Source organism: Micromonospora sp. NPDC048839 (assembly GCF_040649915.1).
Classification (GTDB): domain Bacteria; phylum Actinomycetota; class Actinomycetes; order Mycobacteriales; family Micromonosporaceae; genus Micromonospora.
Window position 1 is genome coordinate 68084 of sequence record NZ_JBEZGL010000006.1, and the last position, 16543, is coordinate 84626.

At 71.3% G+C, this 16543-nt stretch carries 12 protein-coding genes; 8 read left to right on the forward strand and 4 right to left on the reverse strand.

The features are described from left to right. Positions 1 to 240 precede the first annotated feature (240 nt). From AB0C25_RS13510 to AB0C25_RS13520, 3 genes are all read left to right on the forward strand, one after another. A complete protein-coding gene (locus AB0C25_RS13510; RefSeq protein ID WP_357372871.1) occupies positions 241 to 3036 on the forward strand; it encodes an immune inhibitor A domain-containing protein in 2796 nt (931 codons plus the stop codon). 343 nt (positions 3037 to 3379) lie between these two features. Then, positions 3380 to 5818 carry an immune inhibitor A domain-containing protein gene (locus tag AB0C25_RS13515; RefSeq protein ID WP_357373358.1) on the forward strand — a complete coding sequence of 813 codons (2439 nt, stop codon included), beginning with the start codon at positions 3380 to 3382 and terminating at the stop codon, positions 5816 to 5818. A 170-nt stretch (positions 5819 to 5988) separates the two neighbouring features. After that, positions 5989 to 6921 carry an alpha/beta hydrolase gene (locus tag AB0C25_RS13520; protein ID WP_357372873.1) on the forward strand — a complete coding sequence of 311 codons (933 nt, stop codon included), beginning with the start codon at positions 5989 to 5991 and terminating at the stop codon, positions 6919 to 6921. A gap of 4 nt (positions 6922 to 6925) precedes the next feature. Here the strand turns inward: AB0C25_RS13520 and AB0C25_RS13525 are convergent, their stop codons facing one another. Beyond that, positions 6926 to 7291, reverse strand: coding sequence for a hypothetical protein (locus tag AB0C25_RS13525; RefSeq protein ID WP_357372875.1), 366 nt, complete (start codon positions 7289 to 7291; stop codon positions 6926 to 6928). Further along, entirely contained in the window at positions 7288 to 10230 is a 2943-nt protein-coding gene (locus tag AB0C25_RS13530) for an SseB family protein (RefSeq protein WP_357372877.1), read from the reverse strand. Before AB0C25_RS13530 ends, AB0C25_RS13525 begins: the two co-directional genes overlap by 4 nt. 152 nt (positions 10231 to 10382) lie before the next feature. Here AB0C25_RS13530 and mycP point away from each other — a divergent pair, with 152 nt between their 5' ends. Next, positions 10383 to 11606 (forward strand): type VII secretion-associated serine protease mycosin, encoded by a 1224-nt coding sequence (gene mycP / locus AB0C25_RS13535; RefSeq protein ID WP_357372879.1) that lies wholly within the window; start codon positions 10383 to 10385, stop codon positions 11604 to 11606. Positions 11607 to 11691: 85 nt separating this feature from the next. Here mycP and AB0C25_RS13540 read toward each other — a convergent pair whose 3' ends face one another. Continuing rightward, the gene (locus tag AB0C25_RS13540) at positions 11692 to 11985 is read right to left on the reverse strand and encodes a WXG100 family type VII secretion target (protein WP_357251558.1); all 294 of its coding nucleotides are present in this window, start codon (positions 11983 to 11985) and stop codon (positions 11692 to 11694) included. 22 nt (positions 11986 to 12007) lie between these two features. After that, entirely contained in the window at positions 12008 to 12328 is a 321-nt protein-coding gene (locus tag AB0C25_RS13545; protein ID WP_357251555.1) for a WXG100 family type VII secretion target, read from the reverse strand. 444 nt (positions 12329 to 12772) lie between these two features. Here AB0C25_RS13545 and eccE point away from each other — a divergent pair, with 444 nt between their 5' ends. The 4 genes from eccE (at position 12773) to rarD (ending at position 16518) form a co-directional block, all read left to right on the forward strand. Next, complete coding sequence (gene eccE, locus AB0C25_RS13550) at positions 12773 to 14539, forward strand: type VII secretion protein EccE (RefSeq protein WP_357373360.1); 1767 nt, start codon at positions 12773 to 12775, stop codon at positions 14537 to 14539. A gap of 61 nt (positions 14540 to 14600) precedes the next feature. Then, positions 14601 to 14987, forward strand: a complete 387-nt coding sequence (locus AB0C25_RS13555; RefSeq protein WP_357251549.1) for a phage holin family protein — start codon at positions 14601 to 14603, stop codon at positions 14985 to 14987. 116 nt (positions 14988 to 15103) lie between these two features. Next, a complete protein-coding gene (locus tag AB0C25_RS13560; RefSeq protein WP_357372880.1) occupies positions 15104 to 15601 on the forward strand; it encodes a GNAT family N-acetyltransferase in 498 nt (165 codons plus the stop codon). Next, positions 15598 to 16518: an EamA family transporter RarD gene (gene rarD / locus AB0C25_RS13565; protein ID WP_357372882.1), complete on the forward strand. Its 921-nt coding sequence runs from the start codon at positions 15598 to 15600 to the stop codon at positions 16516 to 16518. Before AB0C25_RS13560 ends, rarD begins: the two co-directional genes overlap by 4 nt. Positions 16519 to 16543: the final 25 nt, after the last annotated feature.

A 16543-nucleotide genomic window follows, 5' to 3' on the forward strand; every position in this document is an offset into this window, starting at 1 on the left:
GTCCGTGCGGACCGCCACCCTCCGTCGTGTCTTACGGGTACGACTCACACCGGCGCGCCGCTGTCACATCGGTCGGTCGGCTGACCCGATAGCGGCTAAACGGCCACAGACGGTGGGTCACCTCTGTCCTTTCGGCCAGTTGTGACTTAGGTTCACGCAGGTTGGAAGAGTTCGACACTCGTCACATCGACGGTCGGGCGATCCCACGTCCTCCTCCCCATGCCCGAGAAACGGAGCGGCATGAACCACAAAACCCAGTCCGGGTCGCGGCGACGACTACTCGTCGCACTGCCCGCCATCGCCCTCGCAGCCACGTCACTGACCGTGACCGGCAGCGCGGCGGCCCAGTCGGCGTCCCCGACGCCCCGGGCGGTGATCGGCGCGGATGAGCACTACATCAACTACGCCGAGCCCGAGGTGCAGCCGGACACCACCGGCCGCGAGGTGAAGGGCAAGGGTGGCGTCTACACCCCTGCCATGCAGTCCGCGCGTGAGTTCGACCAGAAGCACGCTCGGGGCAACCCGGTGACCGCGCGGCAGTTGGCCAAGGACGAGGCCAAGTCGCTGAAGACCGGCCAGAACCCCCGCAAGTTCAAGAAGGCGCCGACCACGCAGACGGCGAAGCTGTTGACGCTGCTTGTCGAGTTCAACGACAAGGCCAACGACGACTTCACCGACGTGATGGTCCCGAAGACGGTGTTCGAGGACCGCACCTGCGTGCCCGGCACCGTGCAGAACGGGCCGAAGCACAACAAGATCCCGGACCCGTCGAGGCTCCCGCACGAGGACAACAACTCGATGTGGGTGCCGGACTTCTCGCCGTCGCACTACAACAAGATGCTCTACAGCAAGAAGGGCATCACCGAGCGGGTCCGCACGGACCTGCGGGGCCCGGACGGCAAGAAGGGCATCGACCTGTCCGGTCGCACCATGCACAACATGTACCTGGAGATGTCCAAGAACGCGTACACGGTGGACGGGCAGGCCAGCCCGTGGATCACCGTGCCGCACTCGGAGGGCTGGTACGCGGCCAACCGCTGCTTCCAGGACGAGACCGGCGCCTGGGTCCCCGGCCGTGAGCAGTCGATGAACGGCCACCCGGACAACCCGGCCGGCGCGGGCCGCCTGGCGACCGACGCGATCGACGCGCTCGTCGCGAAGGACCCGAACTTCCCGTGGGCCGACTACGACATCGAGGACCAGGCCGACCGTGACGGTGACGGCAACGTCTACGAGCCGGACGGCGTGATCGACCACCTCGTGCTGGTGCACGCCGGGCAGGGCAAGTCCCGCGGTGGCGGCGACCAGGGCGTGTACGCCGTGTGGGCGCACTCCTCCACGGTTGCCGGTGGCTACACCATCCCGGGCACCAACCTGAAGGCGTCGAACTACATCGTGCAGCCGGAGGACGCCGGCGTCGGCGTCTTCGCCCACGAGTTCGGCCACGACCTGGGCCTGCCGGACCTCTACGACACGTCCGGCAACGCCGACTCCGACGTGGACTTCTGGGACCTGATGGCCTCGGGCTCGCACTCGGGTGAGATCTTCCAGGCGCTGCCCACGCACATGGGCATCTGGGACAAGTGGGTGCTCGGTTGGGCCGACCCGCTGACCATCCGCCCCGGGTCGAACCCGCGTGAGGTGAAGCTCGGGCAGACCTCGCGTACGCCGATCGACTCCGAGGACGGCATCAAGGTCGACCTGCCGGACAAGGTGACGACGCTGGCAACCCCGCACAGCGGCACCAAGATGTGGCACAGCAACAACGACCAGGAGTGGGCCGACGTCAAGCTGAGCCGCTCGGTCGACGTGCCGGCGGCAGCCGACTCGAAGTTCTGGATGTGGAACAACTACATCATCGAGGAGGACTGGGACTACGGCTTCGTCGAGCTCTCCACCGACGGCGGTACGACCTGGACCGAGCAGAAGGTGTACGACGAGGCCGGCACGGTGGTCACCACGCCGGACGGCTACGCGGACCCGAACGGCCGGATGAACGACTTCGGCGGCAAGAAGTACGGCCTGACCGGCAGCACCGACGGCTGGCGGCACGACTACGTCGACCTGTCGGCGTACGCCGGGACGACCGTGCAGCTGCGGCTGCGTCAGGCCACCGACGAGGCGTTCCAGGAGCGCAACTGGTTCGTCGACGACTTCTCGGTCACCGGCGGCGGCGCCACCACCTGGAGTGACGACGTCGAGGGCGGCGCCAACGGCTGGACGGCCACCGTCGGCACCTTCGTCGACACCACCGGCGGCGGCTGGAAGGTCTCCAGCGGCACCGAGGTCCACGCGCAGTTCTACCTCGCCGAGTGGCGCAACTTCGACGGCTTCGACAAGGGCCTGAAGTACGCGTACGACACGATCTACTCGCACGAGGCGTGGAAGGTCGACCGGATCTCGTACAACGCGCCGGGCATGCTCGTGTGGTACCGGGACAGCGCGCTCGGCGACGTCAACCACGTCACCGGGCAGATGACCGCGCTGCCCAGCTACGGCGCGAAGGGTGGGTTGCTCATCGTCGACTCGCACTTCGACCCGTACCGCCGCACCGGGGTGGCGGCCGAGAAGGACCCGTCGGTGACGGACAACCTGCCCAGCCGCCCGCAGTCGGCCAACGCGGCCTTCACGCTCCAGAAGACGTACCCCTTCACGGAGTGCCTGGAGGCGGCGGACGAGCCGTACAGCGAGTACTGCACCAAGTTCAAGGCGCAGGCGCCCGTGAAGTCCTTCACCGACGCCAAGACCTGGTACCCGGGCATCGAGATGCGCGACGGGGCCGCGTACGCCCGGGACAACGACGCGTCGGTGGTCGTTCCGTCGCGGAACAACGCGCCGTACACCACCCGGGTCACCCACCCGGACGGCAGCCCGGCGCCGGAGTTCTACGGCGTCACCCTGGGCGGCGGCGCGATCGTGCTGGGCACCGGCAACCCCGGTGACGCGGGCGTGAACTACGGCGTGTCGCTCACCATCAAGAAGGCCGCGAAGGACAACTCGTCCGCGACGATCTTCGTCACCCCGGCGAAGAAGTGACGATCTGCTGAGCGGTAACCGATAACAGCGGTGTGGTGGGGCCGGTGGCGGAGACGCCTCCGGCCCCACTGTCGTACATTGATCACATTGATCGAAATCTGTCGCTGCGCACCGGCACCGTCGGCCCGCCGCAGGTCACTGTGGCTGGTGAAGCGCTGGGGGTGTGACGGCGGAACGCATTACCAACAAAATCTTGCAACAAATCGACGCGTTCATCTTCCCAGGTGTCCCAGCAGTAACTATGTTCACCCTTGGTCCCACTCGTGGGATCGATCTCCCACCGGCCCGTACCCCCGTGGGGCCGGTTCCCTCACACCGGAGGTACCACGTGCGCAAAGTCGCAGTGGGTCTGCTCGGGCTCTCACTGACGGCGACAGGCCTGTTCTACGGCCCGTCCGCCTCGGCGGCGCCGCAGCCCAAACTGCCGGCAGCACCGGCCGCTGCGGAGCCGCAGGCGCTGAAGGACGAACTCCCCGACAAGCTCGAGGACAAGCGCCGCGCGCTGCGTCAGCAGGGTCTCAGCGACGTGCTGAGCGGTCGTAGCAAGCCGATCGAGCGCAACGGCAGCACTGTCGTCAAGGTCGGCGAGGTCGGCAAGGCGGCCACCAACGGCAACGCCCGCTCCGCCGCCGGCGCTCAGGCCACCCAGGATCAGTACGTCGAGCTTGAGCGTGAGCGGACCGACAAGATTTTCGTGATCCTCGCCGAGTTCGGCGACGAGCGGCACCCGTCCTACCCGGACAAGGACATCGCCCCGGAGATCCCCGGGCCGGCGACCTTCGAGGGGCCGCTGCACAACAAGATCCCCGAGCCCAACCGGGCCGTGGACAACTCCACCATCTGGCAGCCGGACTTCAGCCCGGAGCACTTCCGCCAGATCTACTTCGGCACCAACCCGGGCGACGAGTCGCTCAAGCAGTACTACGAGGCGCAGTCCTCGGGTCGCTACACCGTCGAGGGTGAGGTGACCGACTGGGTGAAGGTCCGGTACAACGAGGCCCGCTACGGTCGCTCCGACGACCCGATCGCGGACGACGACCCGGACAACCCGGCCAACGACCCCGCCGTCTGCGGCGACAACGTCTGCTCGAACACCTGGGCCCTGATCCGCGACGCCGCCAACCAGTGGGTCGTCGACCAGAAGGCCAAGGGCCGGACGGACGCGCAGATCGCCGCGGAGATGAAGTCCTTCGACCAGTGGGACCGGTTCGACTACGACGGTGACGGCGACTTCAACGAGTCGGACGGCTACATCGACCACTTCCAGATCGTCCACTCCGGCGGCGACCAGGCCGACGGTGACCCGCAGCAGGGTGAGGACGCGATCTGGAGCCACCGCTGGTCGGCGTTCAACAGCTCGCCGGTCGGCCCGCCGAACTTCCCGATCGGCGGCACCCAGATCGGCAACACCGGCGTCTGGATCCGCGACTACACGATCCAGCCGGAAAACGGCGGCCGCAGCGTCTTCTACCACGAGTACGGCCACGACCTGGGCCTGCCGGACGACTACGGACCCGCGGACAACAACAACGAGCACTGGACCCTGATGGCCCAGAGCCGGCTCGGCGCCAAGAACGACGCCGGCATCGGCGACCGGGGCGGCGACCTCGGCGCGTGGAACAAGCTCCAGCTCGGCTGGCTCGACTACAAGGTGATCGTGGCGGGCCAGGACAAGAAGGTGGAGCTCGGTCCACAGGAGTACAACTCGGATAAGGCACAGGCCGCCGTGGTGGTGCTGCCCCAGCGGGAGTACACCTTCAATTACGGCGCACCTATCGAAGGCTCCAAACAGTATTTCTCCGGTAACGAGGACGACCTCGACAGCAGCATGACGAGGACGTTCGACCTCACCGGCAAGTCCTCGGCGGCGCTGTCGCTCAAGGGCAAGTACAGCATCGAAGCCAACTACGACTACCTCTACTTCGAGGCGTCGACCGATGGTGGCCAGAGCTGGACCGACCTGAACGGCACGGTCAACGGCCAGCCGATCGGCGTCGACGGCGCCGGCCGCCCGGCCCTCTCCGGCAGCAGCAAGGGCGCCTGGGCCGACATCAACATCCCGCTGACCGCGGTCGCCGGGAAGGTGGCACAGCTTCGCCTGCACTACGTCACCGACGGCGGTGTCTCCGAGGGTGGTTTCTTCGGTGACGCGATCACCGTGACCGCCGACGGGCAGACCGTGTTCAGCGACGGCGCCGAGACCGACGCCGGCTGGGCCCTGGAGGACTTCCAGGTGGTCGGCGCGACCTACACCCGGCTGTTCGACAACTTCTACATCGCCGGCAACCGGTCGTACGTCTCGTACGACAAGTACCTGAAGACCGGCCCGTACTTCTTCGGCTACGCGAACACCCGCCCGGACTGGGTGGACCACTACGCGTACCAGGAGGGCCTGCTCATCTCGTACTGGAACACCCGGTTCTCCGACAACAACACCGCGCCGGTGTCCGAGGCCAACCCGGGTGGTCACCCGGGTGAGGGTCGCAACCTGTACATCGACGCGCACCCGGAGCCGATCTACAACCTGACCGGTGCTCCGTGGCGGGCCCGGATCCAGGTCTACGACGCGCCGTTCAGCCTCAAGAAGGCCGACTCGTTCACCCTGCGCCTCAACAGCCAGCCGCAGTACATCCGCGGTGAGGCTGCGCAGCCTCTGTTCGACGACACCAAGAAGTACTTCTACGAGGAGCTGCCGAACCACGGCGTCAAGCTCCCCGCGACCGGTGTCAAGATCAAGGTTCTGGAGCAGGACGGCACCTCGATGAAGATCCGGATCTTCTGACCGACGATCCCGCACCACCCAGCGGCGCCCGGGCAGCTCGTCTGCCCGGGCGCCGCCCTTTGTCCAGCCGGCACCGCGAACCCTCCACCGGTAGGGGACAACCCGGGCTTCTCCCTGTTCAACGCGACCGCCGGGGCCGCCTGCGACAACCGGGTCCTAGGCTGTCTGCCATGACCGACCAGCGCGGCGGAGTCGTCGACGAGTCCTGTGTCCTCACCGAGGGGCCGTGGACGCACCGTTTCGTCGGCGCCAACGGCACCCGGTTCCACGTGGTCGAGGCCGGTACCGGGCCGATGGTGCTCTTCCTGCACGGCTTCCCGGAGCACTGGTGGGCGTGGCACCAGATGCTGCCGGCGGTCGCCGACGCCGGCTTCCGGGCGGTCGCCGTCGACCTGCGCGGCTACGGCGCCAGCGACAAGCCACCCCGGGGGTACGACGGCTACACCCTCGCAGCCGACATCGCCGGGTTGATCCGTGCGCTCGGTGAACGGTCGGCGACGATCGTCGGCAGCGGCGTCGGCGGCATGGTGGGCTGGACGGTGGCCTCCTTCCACCCGCCCCTGGTCCGCCGCCTCGTGGTGTTGGGGGCGCCACATCCGCTGCGACTGCGCGCCGGCATCTTCGCCGACCCACGCGGGCAGTTCGCCGCCTCCACTCCCGCGCTGAAGTTTCAGCTACCCCGCTACGAGCACGTACTGACCCGGGACGGCGCGGCGGCCATCGCGGAGATCCTGCGCCGCTGGGGTGGGCCACGTTGGGTCGCCGGGCCGGACTTCGAGGCGTACGCCGAGCGGTGCCGGGAGGCGATGTGCATCCCACAGGCCGCGTTCTGCGCGCTTGAGGGTTACCGCTGGGCGTTCCGCTCGCTACTGCGGCTGCACGGCTACCGGTTCGTCCGCCTCATGCAGAAGCCGCTGGCCACCCCGACCCTGCAACTGCACGGCGCGCTGGACACCGCCTCCCTGCCGCGTACCGCCCTGGGCTCCGGCCGCTACGTCGTCGCCCCCTACGAGTGGCGGCTGCTCGACGGGGTGGGGCACTTTCCGCACCTGGAGGCACCGGAGTTGGTGCTCGGCGAAATCCTGCGCTGGGCCAAGAGCTGACCGCTCAGACCCGCTGCTCCCGGAGGTCGGTGACCTCGGAGGCCGGCGCCCAACCCTGGTAGACGCCGAAGTCGAAGACCTCCAGCCGCATCGCCTCGGCCACCGGCCAGCGGCCACCCGTGTATTCCACCCGCAACCAGGCGTCGTGCTCGCCGAGCACGATGAACGGCTGCCCCTGCCAGGTGCAGGTGGTCCGCACGTACGCCAGGTCCTCGATCTCGCTCGTCGGCAGCACCCGGACGTACCGGCCGGCGCGGACCTCCTCGAAGCCCTCGCCCGGCTCTCGTTGGTAGAGGCGGATGTTGTCGCCATCCGGGCTGGCCTGGTATTCCCGGCCCTGCCACCGGGCCACGTAACCGTCGCGCATCACGCCTCACCGACCCGTCGCCAGGCCACCGTGTCGGTGTCCAGTTCGGCGATCACCCGCTCGGTGCCGTCCGCGCCGATCCGCCAGAGCTGCGCGCCGTGCGGGAGCCGCGCGCTGTCCACTTTGAACTCCGCTACCACGTCGCTGCTCTCGCCCGGGGCGAAGCCGTTGCCTCGGAAGGGGGGACGCTCGATGACCCACCCCTCCATGGCCCGCATCGCCGGCTCGTTCTGACCGCCGTAGGGGATCCGGTAGAGGCTCGGCCGGTGCGCCGGCCAGCGCAGCACGTAGATCTCCTCGGCGTCCCGGGCGAACGGCGAACCGGGGTAGCTGAGGCCGAGTGCTTCGTACACCTGCGCGGGCGTGGTCAGGTGGGCCAGCTCACCGGCGCGGTGCACGAAGCCGGAGACCCGGTCGTACCCGCGGTCCAGGTAGTAGGCGAGTTGGCTGGGCGCGACCGCCTTCTGCATGACCGTCGGTCGGGTCGGGTCGACCGCCGTCGGGGCGTACCGGGGGCGGGCGGTGGGCTCCGCCACGGCCGGCGCTTCCTCCGGGTCCACCTCCAGGTCGTCACCGAGCCCCACCTCGGCGGCCCAGTTGGCCAACGCGACGATCTGCTCACCGGGCAACTTGGCACCGACCGGAGTGCCCGGGTTGACGGCGAACGACCAGTCCTCGTCGGGCCACCGCCGGATCAGTTGGGCGAACTTCACGCGGACGGTGACCACGTCGCCCTCGACGTGGTCGGCGAGGCGCTCCGGTGACGTGTAGACCACCACGTACGTCTCGCCGTCGAGCTGCGCCGTCCGCCAGACGAAGCCCGAATCACCGGGACGGCTGCCCGGCAGCGAATCCGGGGCGGCCGGCAGCAGCACCCGGGCCAGCAGCAGCGTGGACAGGAACGTGTCGGTGCTGCCGGCACCTGCGGCACCGAGGAGGTCCTCCTCGACGGTGTTGGCCGGCTCGAACTCGACCGGGGCCGGCTCGTCGACGGGCGGCGGCTGCCCGGTGCCGTGCCCGGTCGCGTTCTCGCCGCCGGCGACTCGATCCGCCCCGGTCACGCCTACCGACGAGCCGTCGACGTCGGTGCGGTCGCCACTGACCGCGACGCCGCCGTGGTCGTCGGTGTGCCCGCCGCCCGTGCCGACGCCGCCGAGGTCGTCCAGGGTGTGGCCCCCGTCCAGCGGGGCGCTGGAGGGCGACGCCGATGGACTCGGACCGGGGTCGAACGACGCGGGACCGGACGGGCTGGGGCTGAAGGACGACGGCCGGAACAGGTCCGGACCGGAGGGCGCCGGCTCGTACCGCGGCGGGGCGGCCTGGGCGGGGCGGGACGGCCGGGCCGGGTCGAACAGACCGCTTGTCTCGACCGGCTCGGTGAGGTCGCGGGACTCGATGATGGTGCCCTCGATGACGATGGGCGTGAAGCCGCGGCGCGGCGCGGGCGGGCTGGAGACCGGCTCCGCGACGGACGGCGACAACTCCTCCACCGGCCCGAATCGGCTCGGCCGGTCGTGCGGGATCGCCTGGGTCACGTCCGCCGACGGGCTGGGCCGCTCCGGCACCCGGCTCAGCGGCTGCTCACCTGTCATCCGGAAGGCGCGGGTCGGCTCCTCGGCCACCGGGGCGGGTCGGCGCGGTGGCAGTGGCTGGGTGATCTCCTCGCCGGGCGCGGGTGCGCGTGCCCCTCGGAACGCGCCGAGGTCGCCGGTCGGCGGTCGCAGCGGCCTGGTGGCGTCCGGATCCGTCATCGGAAAGGCCCGGGTCGCGGCCTCCTCGGCCGGCGCATCGGCCGGACGGCGGCGAGGGAAGGGTTGGCTGCCCCGCCCGAAGCGGGTCGGCGGAGCCGCCCGGCCAGCGGAGCGCCCACCGCCCAGCGGCGGGTCGGACGCCCGTTCCCGGGCGGTGGTGGGTTCGAAGAAGGAGCGCCGAGCGGGCTGGGGGCCTCCGTTGCCGTTGGCCGCTGCCGGGCCGTCGGCATCGCTGGGCCGATTCGCTGCCGGCCAGCCCACGCCCGGCCCGGGGGCGTCGGCCGGACCGACACCGGGACGGTCGGTGGGTGCCAACGGCGTGAACCGGGACGGCCGCCCGCTGCGGGGCAGGGCGCCGATGCCCGGCGCTCCGGGTTGGGGCGGGGCGCTCCGGTGCCGCTGACCGGCGGCGGGTAGGTCCTCCTCGTAGGGTCGGCGCGACGGCTCGACGGGGCCGGGCGTCCGCGACGCCGGGCCGGGCGCCGGCGGGGCGCCGGGCGGCCGGCTCGCCGGATCCCACGCGGCCCTCCGGGGCGGAACCGGAGCAGGCGGAACCGGAGCGGGCGGCACCGGAGCGGGCGGAACCGGAGCAGGCGGCACCGGAGCAGCGGGAACCGGAGCCGGCGGAACCGCGGCAGGCGGCACCGGAGCCGGCGGGACCGGGGTGGGGCCGGACGGTGTCGCACCCGTCGTGGGAGGCGATCCAGCAGCCGGCGCGGCGTCCCGACCGGGCGTGCCGGTGCGGGTGCGGGCGAGGGTCTCGGCCCGCTCCAACCGGGCGCGGGCGCCCATGGCACGGCCGGGCAGGCGCACGTCACCCCGGGAGAGCTGAGACACGAACCACGCCGGCAGGTAGCCCTCGACGGGCAGACCCGGGTTGACGGCGAGCCACCACTCCTGGTTGGGCCAGCCGACCGCGAGGTCGGCGAAGGGAACGCGTCGGTTGGTGCCGGGGTGCTCACCGAGGCAGACCCGCAGTGCGGCGGCGGACGTGAAGGCCAGCACGTGCGTCCGGCCACCGGTGGTCCAGGTGCCCCACCCGGGTGGTGCCTGGCCGGGCTGCGCCGGCGCGGAGACCGGCAGCAACAGGTCGGTGCGGGACAGGAGTCGGAAGTAGAGCTCCTGGTCGTTGGCGCTCAGCGCGTCGCGCATCGCCACCTCGGCCTCCGTGGCCGGCTCCCATGCGGTCACGGCCACCTCCCCTTCCGAGAACAGGCCACAGGTATCGCGTACAACCTACAAGGTGGTACCAAGATCACAATGGCTGGCCGTCGGCGGTCCGCCGGGGCACGGGCGAGCCGATAACATCCCGTTCCGGAGCCGACACGATACGGAGGCTGTCGATGTCCCGATCGATCACGCGCCCGGTCCTCGCAGGTCTGGCCGTCAGCGTGCTGACCGTACCGGTCCTCCCCACCGTCGCCGCCACCGCCGGGCTCCGGACGGCACCGGCGTGCACAACCCCACTCGCCCCCGTCCAGCCGGTCACGGCCACACCCTGGCCACAGCAGCGGTACGACCCGACCCGGCTCGCGCCGCTGGCCACCGGCGCCGGGGTGACCGTCGCGGTGGTCGACTCGGGGGTGGACCGGGTGCACCCCCAGTTGGCCGGGCGCGTGCTGGCCGGCACCGATCTGCTCGACCCCGGCGGCGACGGCAGCCGGGACTGCGCCGGCCACGGCACCGGTGTGGCGAGCATCATCGCGGCCGCGCCCCAGCCCGGAGTCGCCTTCCGCGGTCTGGCGCCGGATGCCCGGATCATGCCGGTGCGGGTGAGTGAGCAGCAGGTGGTGCAGGGGCGCGAGTCGGGGCGCACGGTCAGCGCCGACGAGTTCGCCCAGGCCATCCGGTGGGCCGTCGACCACGACGCCGACGTGGTGAACCTGTCGGTCGTGTTGTACGCGGACGACCCGGAAGTCCGTTCCGCCGTGCGGTACGCGGTCGACCGGGACGTGGTGCTGGTGGCCGCCGCCGGCAACCTGCACGACGGCGGGGATCCCCGACCGTTTCCCGCCGTCTACGACGGGGTGCTCGGCGTGGGGGCGATCGGCGCGAACGGTGGACGGGCGGCCTTTTCCCAGACCGGTTCGTACGTCGACCTGGTCGCGCCGGGCAGCGAGGTGCTGACCGCCGCCCCCGGATCGGGCCATCATCAGGTCGAGGGCACCAGCTACGCCGCGCCGTTCGTGGCCGCCACCGCCGCGTTGCTGCGCGAGTACCGGCCCGAGTTGACCGCCGCCCAGGTCGCGGAACGGATCATCGCCACCGCCGATCCGGCTCCCGACGCGGGCCACGGCGGCGGGTACGGTGCCGGCGTGCTGAACCCGTACCGGGCGGTCACCGAGACCAGCGGCAGCCGCGCGGCCGATCCTCGACCGGCCGCCGTGCTCGCCGACGACCGGGCCGACCCGGCACTGCTGGCCCGCCAGGCCCGCCGGGCGACCGCGCAGAAGCGCGCCCTGCTGGTCGCCGCGGCGGTCGGCACGGTGGCGGCCAGCGTGGCGCTGCTCGCTCTGGTGGTGCCCCACGGTGCCCGGCGACGCTGGCGCCCGGCCGACCCGGCCTGACCCCGACAGCCGACCGCCCGGACCGACGACCTGCGGCGGGTGGGTGCCTGACCGGGACACGGTCAGCGCTCCCGACCCACCGCGTTCACTGGAACAGCCCGGTGTTCTTCTTCTCGGTGTCCAGGTAGTCGGTGGCCGAGTCGTGCACCGCCACCTTGATGTCCCGCAACATCGCCTGGAGATCCTGCGAGGCGGACCGCCACCGCGCCTGCCGCTGCTCGTAGGCCTGACGGGCCTCACCCGTCCAACTCGCCACCAGCGGGGCGGCGTCTCGTTCGAGTTGACCGAGCTGCGAGTCGAGCGTGTTCAGCGCCTTTTGAATGTCCGCGCCGGCCTGCTGGAGCGCGGCGAAGTTGACGACCAGCACACCATGGTCCATCGGATTTCCCTCCCGATCGGGATCAGAGCGGCAGCTGGATGCCGCCGCGATTGGTGCCGGCAACCCGGCTGGCCACCTCGTCGTCGGAGACGTCGTACTGCCGGCCGGCGGTGCGGATCGCCCCGGCGGTCTCCCGCAGCGCCCGGTGCAGCGCCACCTGGTCCTGGGACCACTGCTGTTTGACCTGCTCGAATGACCGGCCGCCAGCACCACGCCAGGCCTGCTGCAACACCTGCAGCTCGGCCAGCAGGCCGGTCAGCATGGACTGCAACGACTGGTCGATCTGCTCGAACTTCGCGGCGGTCTGCTGCATCACCGCGGCTTCTGCCTGGGTCTGGGACACCCGGACGTCACCTCGTCTCCCTGATCGCGCCTTGGCCGTCGACGCGCCCGCCCTGTGGACGCGTCGTTCGCTTGGCCCGGTCGTCGAGCACTGAGACGCGGGTCAGCGATGACTTCGTGGCTGACGGTAGCGGCCTCGTTGCGGTTCTGCTACCCCTGCCGTCTCCCCTGTGGACAACCACGTGAGCCATCGGTCGCTTACGATGTGCCGCAGCCACGTCGCGGCGAGTGACGGGCCGTCGGAGGGCGGGCCGGTCGCCGGGACCCCGGTCCCACTGGTCGAGGAGGCACGGTGCCGGCGATCACCACCGGAGGGCCGCACCCGGCGACCCCGGTCGGGTCCGGGCCGAGCGCCGGCCCGCGAGCGATCGGGCCGGGTGAGCCGGGGGGTGCCGAGGTCAGCCCGCACCCCACCGGTCCGCACACCGCCCGCCGCCGGCCACCCCTGGACCGCTGGGCCTGGTCCGAGCGGCGGGCCGGCACCGGGGTACGGGCCGGTCAACTGGTCACCGCGCAGGTCGCGGCGGCGCTCGTCCTCACCGCCGTGGGCCGGCCCGCGCCGGTCGTCATCACTGTCGCACTGGTGGCCGCGCTGCTGCTGGCGGTCGCCGGGGTCCGCTTCCGGGGTCGGTGGCTCTTCGAGTGGCTGGGCACCGCGGTCGGGCACCTGACCCGCCGCCGGACGCTGGCCGGGCCGACCGGAGCGGCCGAACTGCTCGAACTTGTCGCTCCCGGCACCGTCGTCCGCTCGACGGAGCTGACCGGCGGTCCGGCCGCCGTTCTGGTGGACACCGCGGGCCTGGTGGCGCTACTGGAGCTCGGCGACCCCGGTGACCTGCTCGGCGACGTGTCCCGGGCGATCCCCGCGCCGGCCGCGTTGCTGCCCCCGGCCGGTCCGGACGTGCCCCCGCTGCGGGTCCAACTGCTGCTCGCCGGGTCGCCCGCGCCGGTGCCGGCCGTCGGTGGCACGGCCGGCACGTCGTACCGGCAGCTCACCGACGGGCGGCTCCCCGGGCGGGAGCGGGCGGTGGTGGCGATCCGGGTGCCGCGGGTGGACGGGTGGTCGGAGGAAGACCTGCGCCGGGTGCTGGCCGGCACGGTACGTCGCGTCGTCCGCCGACTCGGACCGCTGACCGCGCGGCCACTCGGTGTACCCGCGGCTCTGCGCGTCCTGGCCGAGCTGGCCCACCACGACGGCCAGCCGGTACGGGAGTCCTGGCCGGCCCTGCGCGCCGGCGCCCTGGTGCAGGCCACCTTCCGGCTGGTCCGGTGGCCGGAGTCGGGCGCTCCGGGTGGGCCGCGGCTGGTGCCCCGGATGCTCGCGCTGCCGGCGACCGCGACGACCGTGTCGATCACCGCGGGCCCGTCGCCGAGCACCGGCGCCGGCCCGGTGCCGACCGAGCTGACCGTACGGCTGACCGCCACGACGACGACCGAGCTGACCGCCGCCACCGAGGCGCTGCACCGGCTGGTGGCCGACCTGGGCGGGGAGCTGCGACGCCTCGACGGTGCTCACCTGCCCGGGTTGGCCGCCACGCTGCCGCTGGCGCTGACCACACCCGGGGCCTGGCCACGCATCGCGATGGACGACTGGGAGCTGACCCTGGGCGACGCGGGCATGATGGTCGGCACGAATCGGCATGGCAGGGCCGTCACCGTGCGACTCTTCCGGCCGGAGAGCACCCGGGTACTGCTGGTCGGCGGGGTGCGCGCGGCCCAGTTGGTGACCCTGCGCGCACTGGCACTCGGCGCGCTGGTGGTGGTGCAGACCGCACGGCCACGCACCTGGGAGCCGTTCGTCCGGGGGGTGGGCGCACCGGGCGGGACGATCCCGCTGCTCCCGCCGGGTCGACGGGTCGCCGACGGGGTGGGCACCGCCCTGCGTCCGTTGTTGTTGGTCGTCGATTCCGGGCCGGTGCCGGCGGAGGCCGAGCCGGATCCGCCGTGGCGGGCCACGCTTGTCGTACGGGACGAGTTGACCCCCGCCGACGTCGACGCGTTGAGCCGGGCCGACCTCGCGTTGCTGCAACCGCTTGACGACAGTGAGGCCGCGCTGGCCGGCGCTGCCCTGGGGCTGGGCGGCTCGGCCGAGTGGCTGACCCGGATCCGGGACGACATGGTCGCCGTGGTCAACCGGCGGGCGCTGCGCTGGGCGCTGCTCTCCCCCACGCCGATCGAGGCACAACTGATCGGTCGGCCGGGCCGCGGCTGACCCACCGGCATGGTCAACTGGCGGGTTACGCCGGTGCGAGGTCCGTGGCACGATCCCCGCCATGGGTTTTCTGAAAGGTCTGCTGATTCGGCTGGCCAGCACAGCGCTGGCATTCTGGCTGGCCACACTCCTCATTCCGGGCATCTCGCTGGAGTCGGACTCCGCCGTCGAGACGGTCACCGCGCTGCTCCTGGTGGCGGTGATCTTCGGCGTGGTCAACGCGGTCCTCCAGCCGGTCATCAAGACCGTCGGGTGTGGCTTCTACCTGTTGACCCTGGGTCTCATCGCGCTTGTGGTGAACGGGCTGCTGTTCCTGCTCACCAGTTGGATCGCCGACCAGGCCGGGCTGCCGTTCACGGTGGACGGTTTCTGGCCGGCCGCGGTGCTCGGTGCCCTGTTCGTGAGCATCGTGACCTGGATCCTCGGCGCGGTCCTCGACCGGGACTGACCGTCCACGGACCGGAGTCGATCCGGCCCACCGCGGGCTGCGACCACGGCCGGCCAGTGACCAGGATCTGGGAATTGGCCGGTCTGGCCGCCCATCGGGGCGGCTAGCGTCGATGCGTGTTCTCGTTGACTCGCACCGACGGCTATCTGCTCAGCAACGACCCCGCCCGACTCGATCTGGCCCTCGTGCATCTCTGGTTGTCCACCGACGCGTACTGGGCGCTCGGTCGGGACCGGGAGACCACGGCACGGGCGTTCGCCGGCTCGCTGCCGTTCGGCGTCTACCGACCCGAGGACGGCCGGCAGGTGGCGGTGGCCCGGGTGGTCACCGACGGCGCCACCTTCGCATGGCTCTGCGATGTGTACGTCGACCGCGCCGCCCGCGGCCGCGGGTTGGGCGGCTGGCTGGCCGGCGCGATCCGCGACCACCTGGACGACCTCGGCGTACGCCGGATCCTGCTGATCACGAACGATGCGCACGAGGTGTACGCGCGGGCGGGCTTCACGCCGTTGGACGTCCCGGAGCGGTGGATGCAGCTCGACCGGCGTACCCCGGTGACCCCGGTCACCAGAAAGGAGCAAAGCATCAGTACGCCCCTTACGGTGGAGGGGTGACGCCACTTCGCCTGGGATACCTCTACGGCTTCGGCGCGTACCTGCTCTGGGGCTTCTTTCCGTTGTATCTCAGACTGTTGCGGCCTGCCGGGCCGCTGGAGGTGCTGGCCCACCGGATCGTCTGGTCGGTGGTCTTCGTGGCCCTGCTGCTGGCGGCGCTGCGCAACATCGGCTTCCTGCGGGCGCTGGTACGACGTCCCTGGGCGATGGCCGGGATCGTCGTCGCCGCCATGCTGATCGCCGTCAACTGGGGCACCTACATCTACGGGGTCAACTCCAACCGGGTGGTCGAGACGGCGCTCGGCTACTTCATCAATCCGCTGGTCGTGGTGCTGCTCGGGGTGACCGTGCTGCGGGAGCGGCTACGCCCGGCGCAGTGGCTGGCGCTCGGAATCGGAGCGTCGGCGGTCGTGGTGCTCACCGTGGACTACGGCCGGGTGCCCTGGTTGGCGTTGACGCTGGCGTTCAGTTTCGCCGGCTACGGCCTGGTCAAGAAGCGGCTCGGGCTGCCGCCGGCGGAGGGTCTCTTCGTCGAGTCGGCGGTGCTGGCGCTTCCGGCGTTGGGCTACCTGGCCTGGCTCACCAGCCGCGGGCAGTCCACTTTCGGCCACGTCTCGGCCGGGCACACCGCGCTGCTAGTGCTCGCCGGCGTGGCCACGGCGATCCCGCTGCTCCTGTTCGCCGGGGCGACCAACCGGCTACCCCTGAGCGGTCTCGGCATGATCCAGTATCTGGCGCCGATCCTCCAGCTCGGCTGCGGCGTGCTGATCTTCCACGAGCCGATGCCACCAGCCCGCCTCGCCGGGTTCGCGCTGGTGTGGCTGGCCCTGATCGTCTTCACCGCCGACGCCGTCCGAAGCTCCCGCCAGTCCCACCGCACCCGTGCCGCGGCCGAAACACCCGTCCCGGCCCTCTGACCCACCCCGCCTGCGCCTGGGCAGG

Bases quoted from the DNA above. Each gene is read 5' to 3' on its own strand.
- AB0C25_RS13520 (WP_357372873.1), top strand. From the start codon at position 5,989: ATGACCGACCAGCGCGGCGGAGTCGTCGACGAGTCCTGTGTCCTCACC.
- AB0C25_RS13540 (WP_357251558.1), bottom strand. From the start codon at position 11,985: ATGGACCATGGTGTGCTGGTCGTCAACTTCGCCGCGCTCCAGCAGGCC.
- AB0C25_RS13555 (WP_357251549.1), top strand. From the start codon at position 14,601: ATGGGTTTTCTGAAAGGTCTGCTGATTCGGCTGGCCAGCACAGCGCTG.
- AB0C25_RS13510 (WP_357372871.1), top strand. From the start codon at position 241: ATGAACCACAAAACCCAGTCCGGGTCGCGGCGACGACTACTCGTCGCA.
- mycP (WP_357372879.1), top strand. From the start codon at position 10,383: ATGTCCCGATCGATCACGCGCCCGGTCCTCGCAGGTCTGGCCGTCAGC.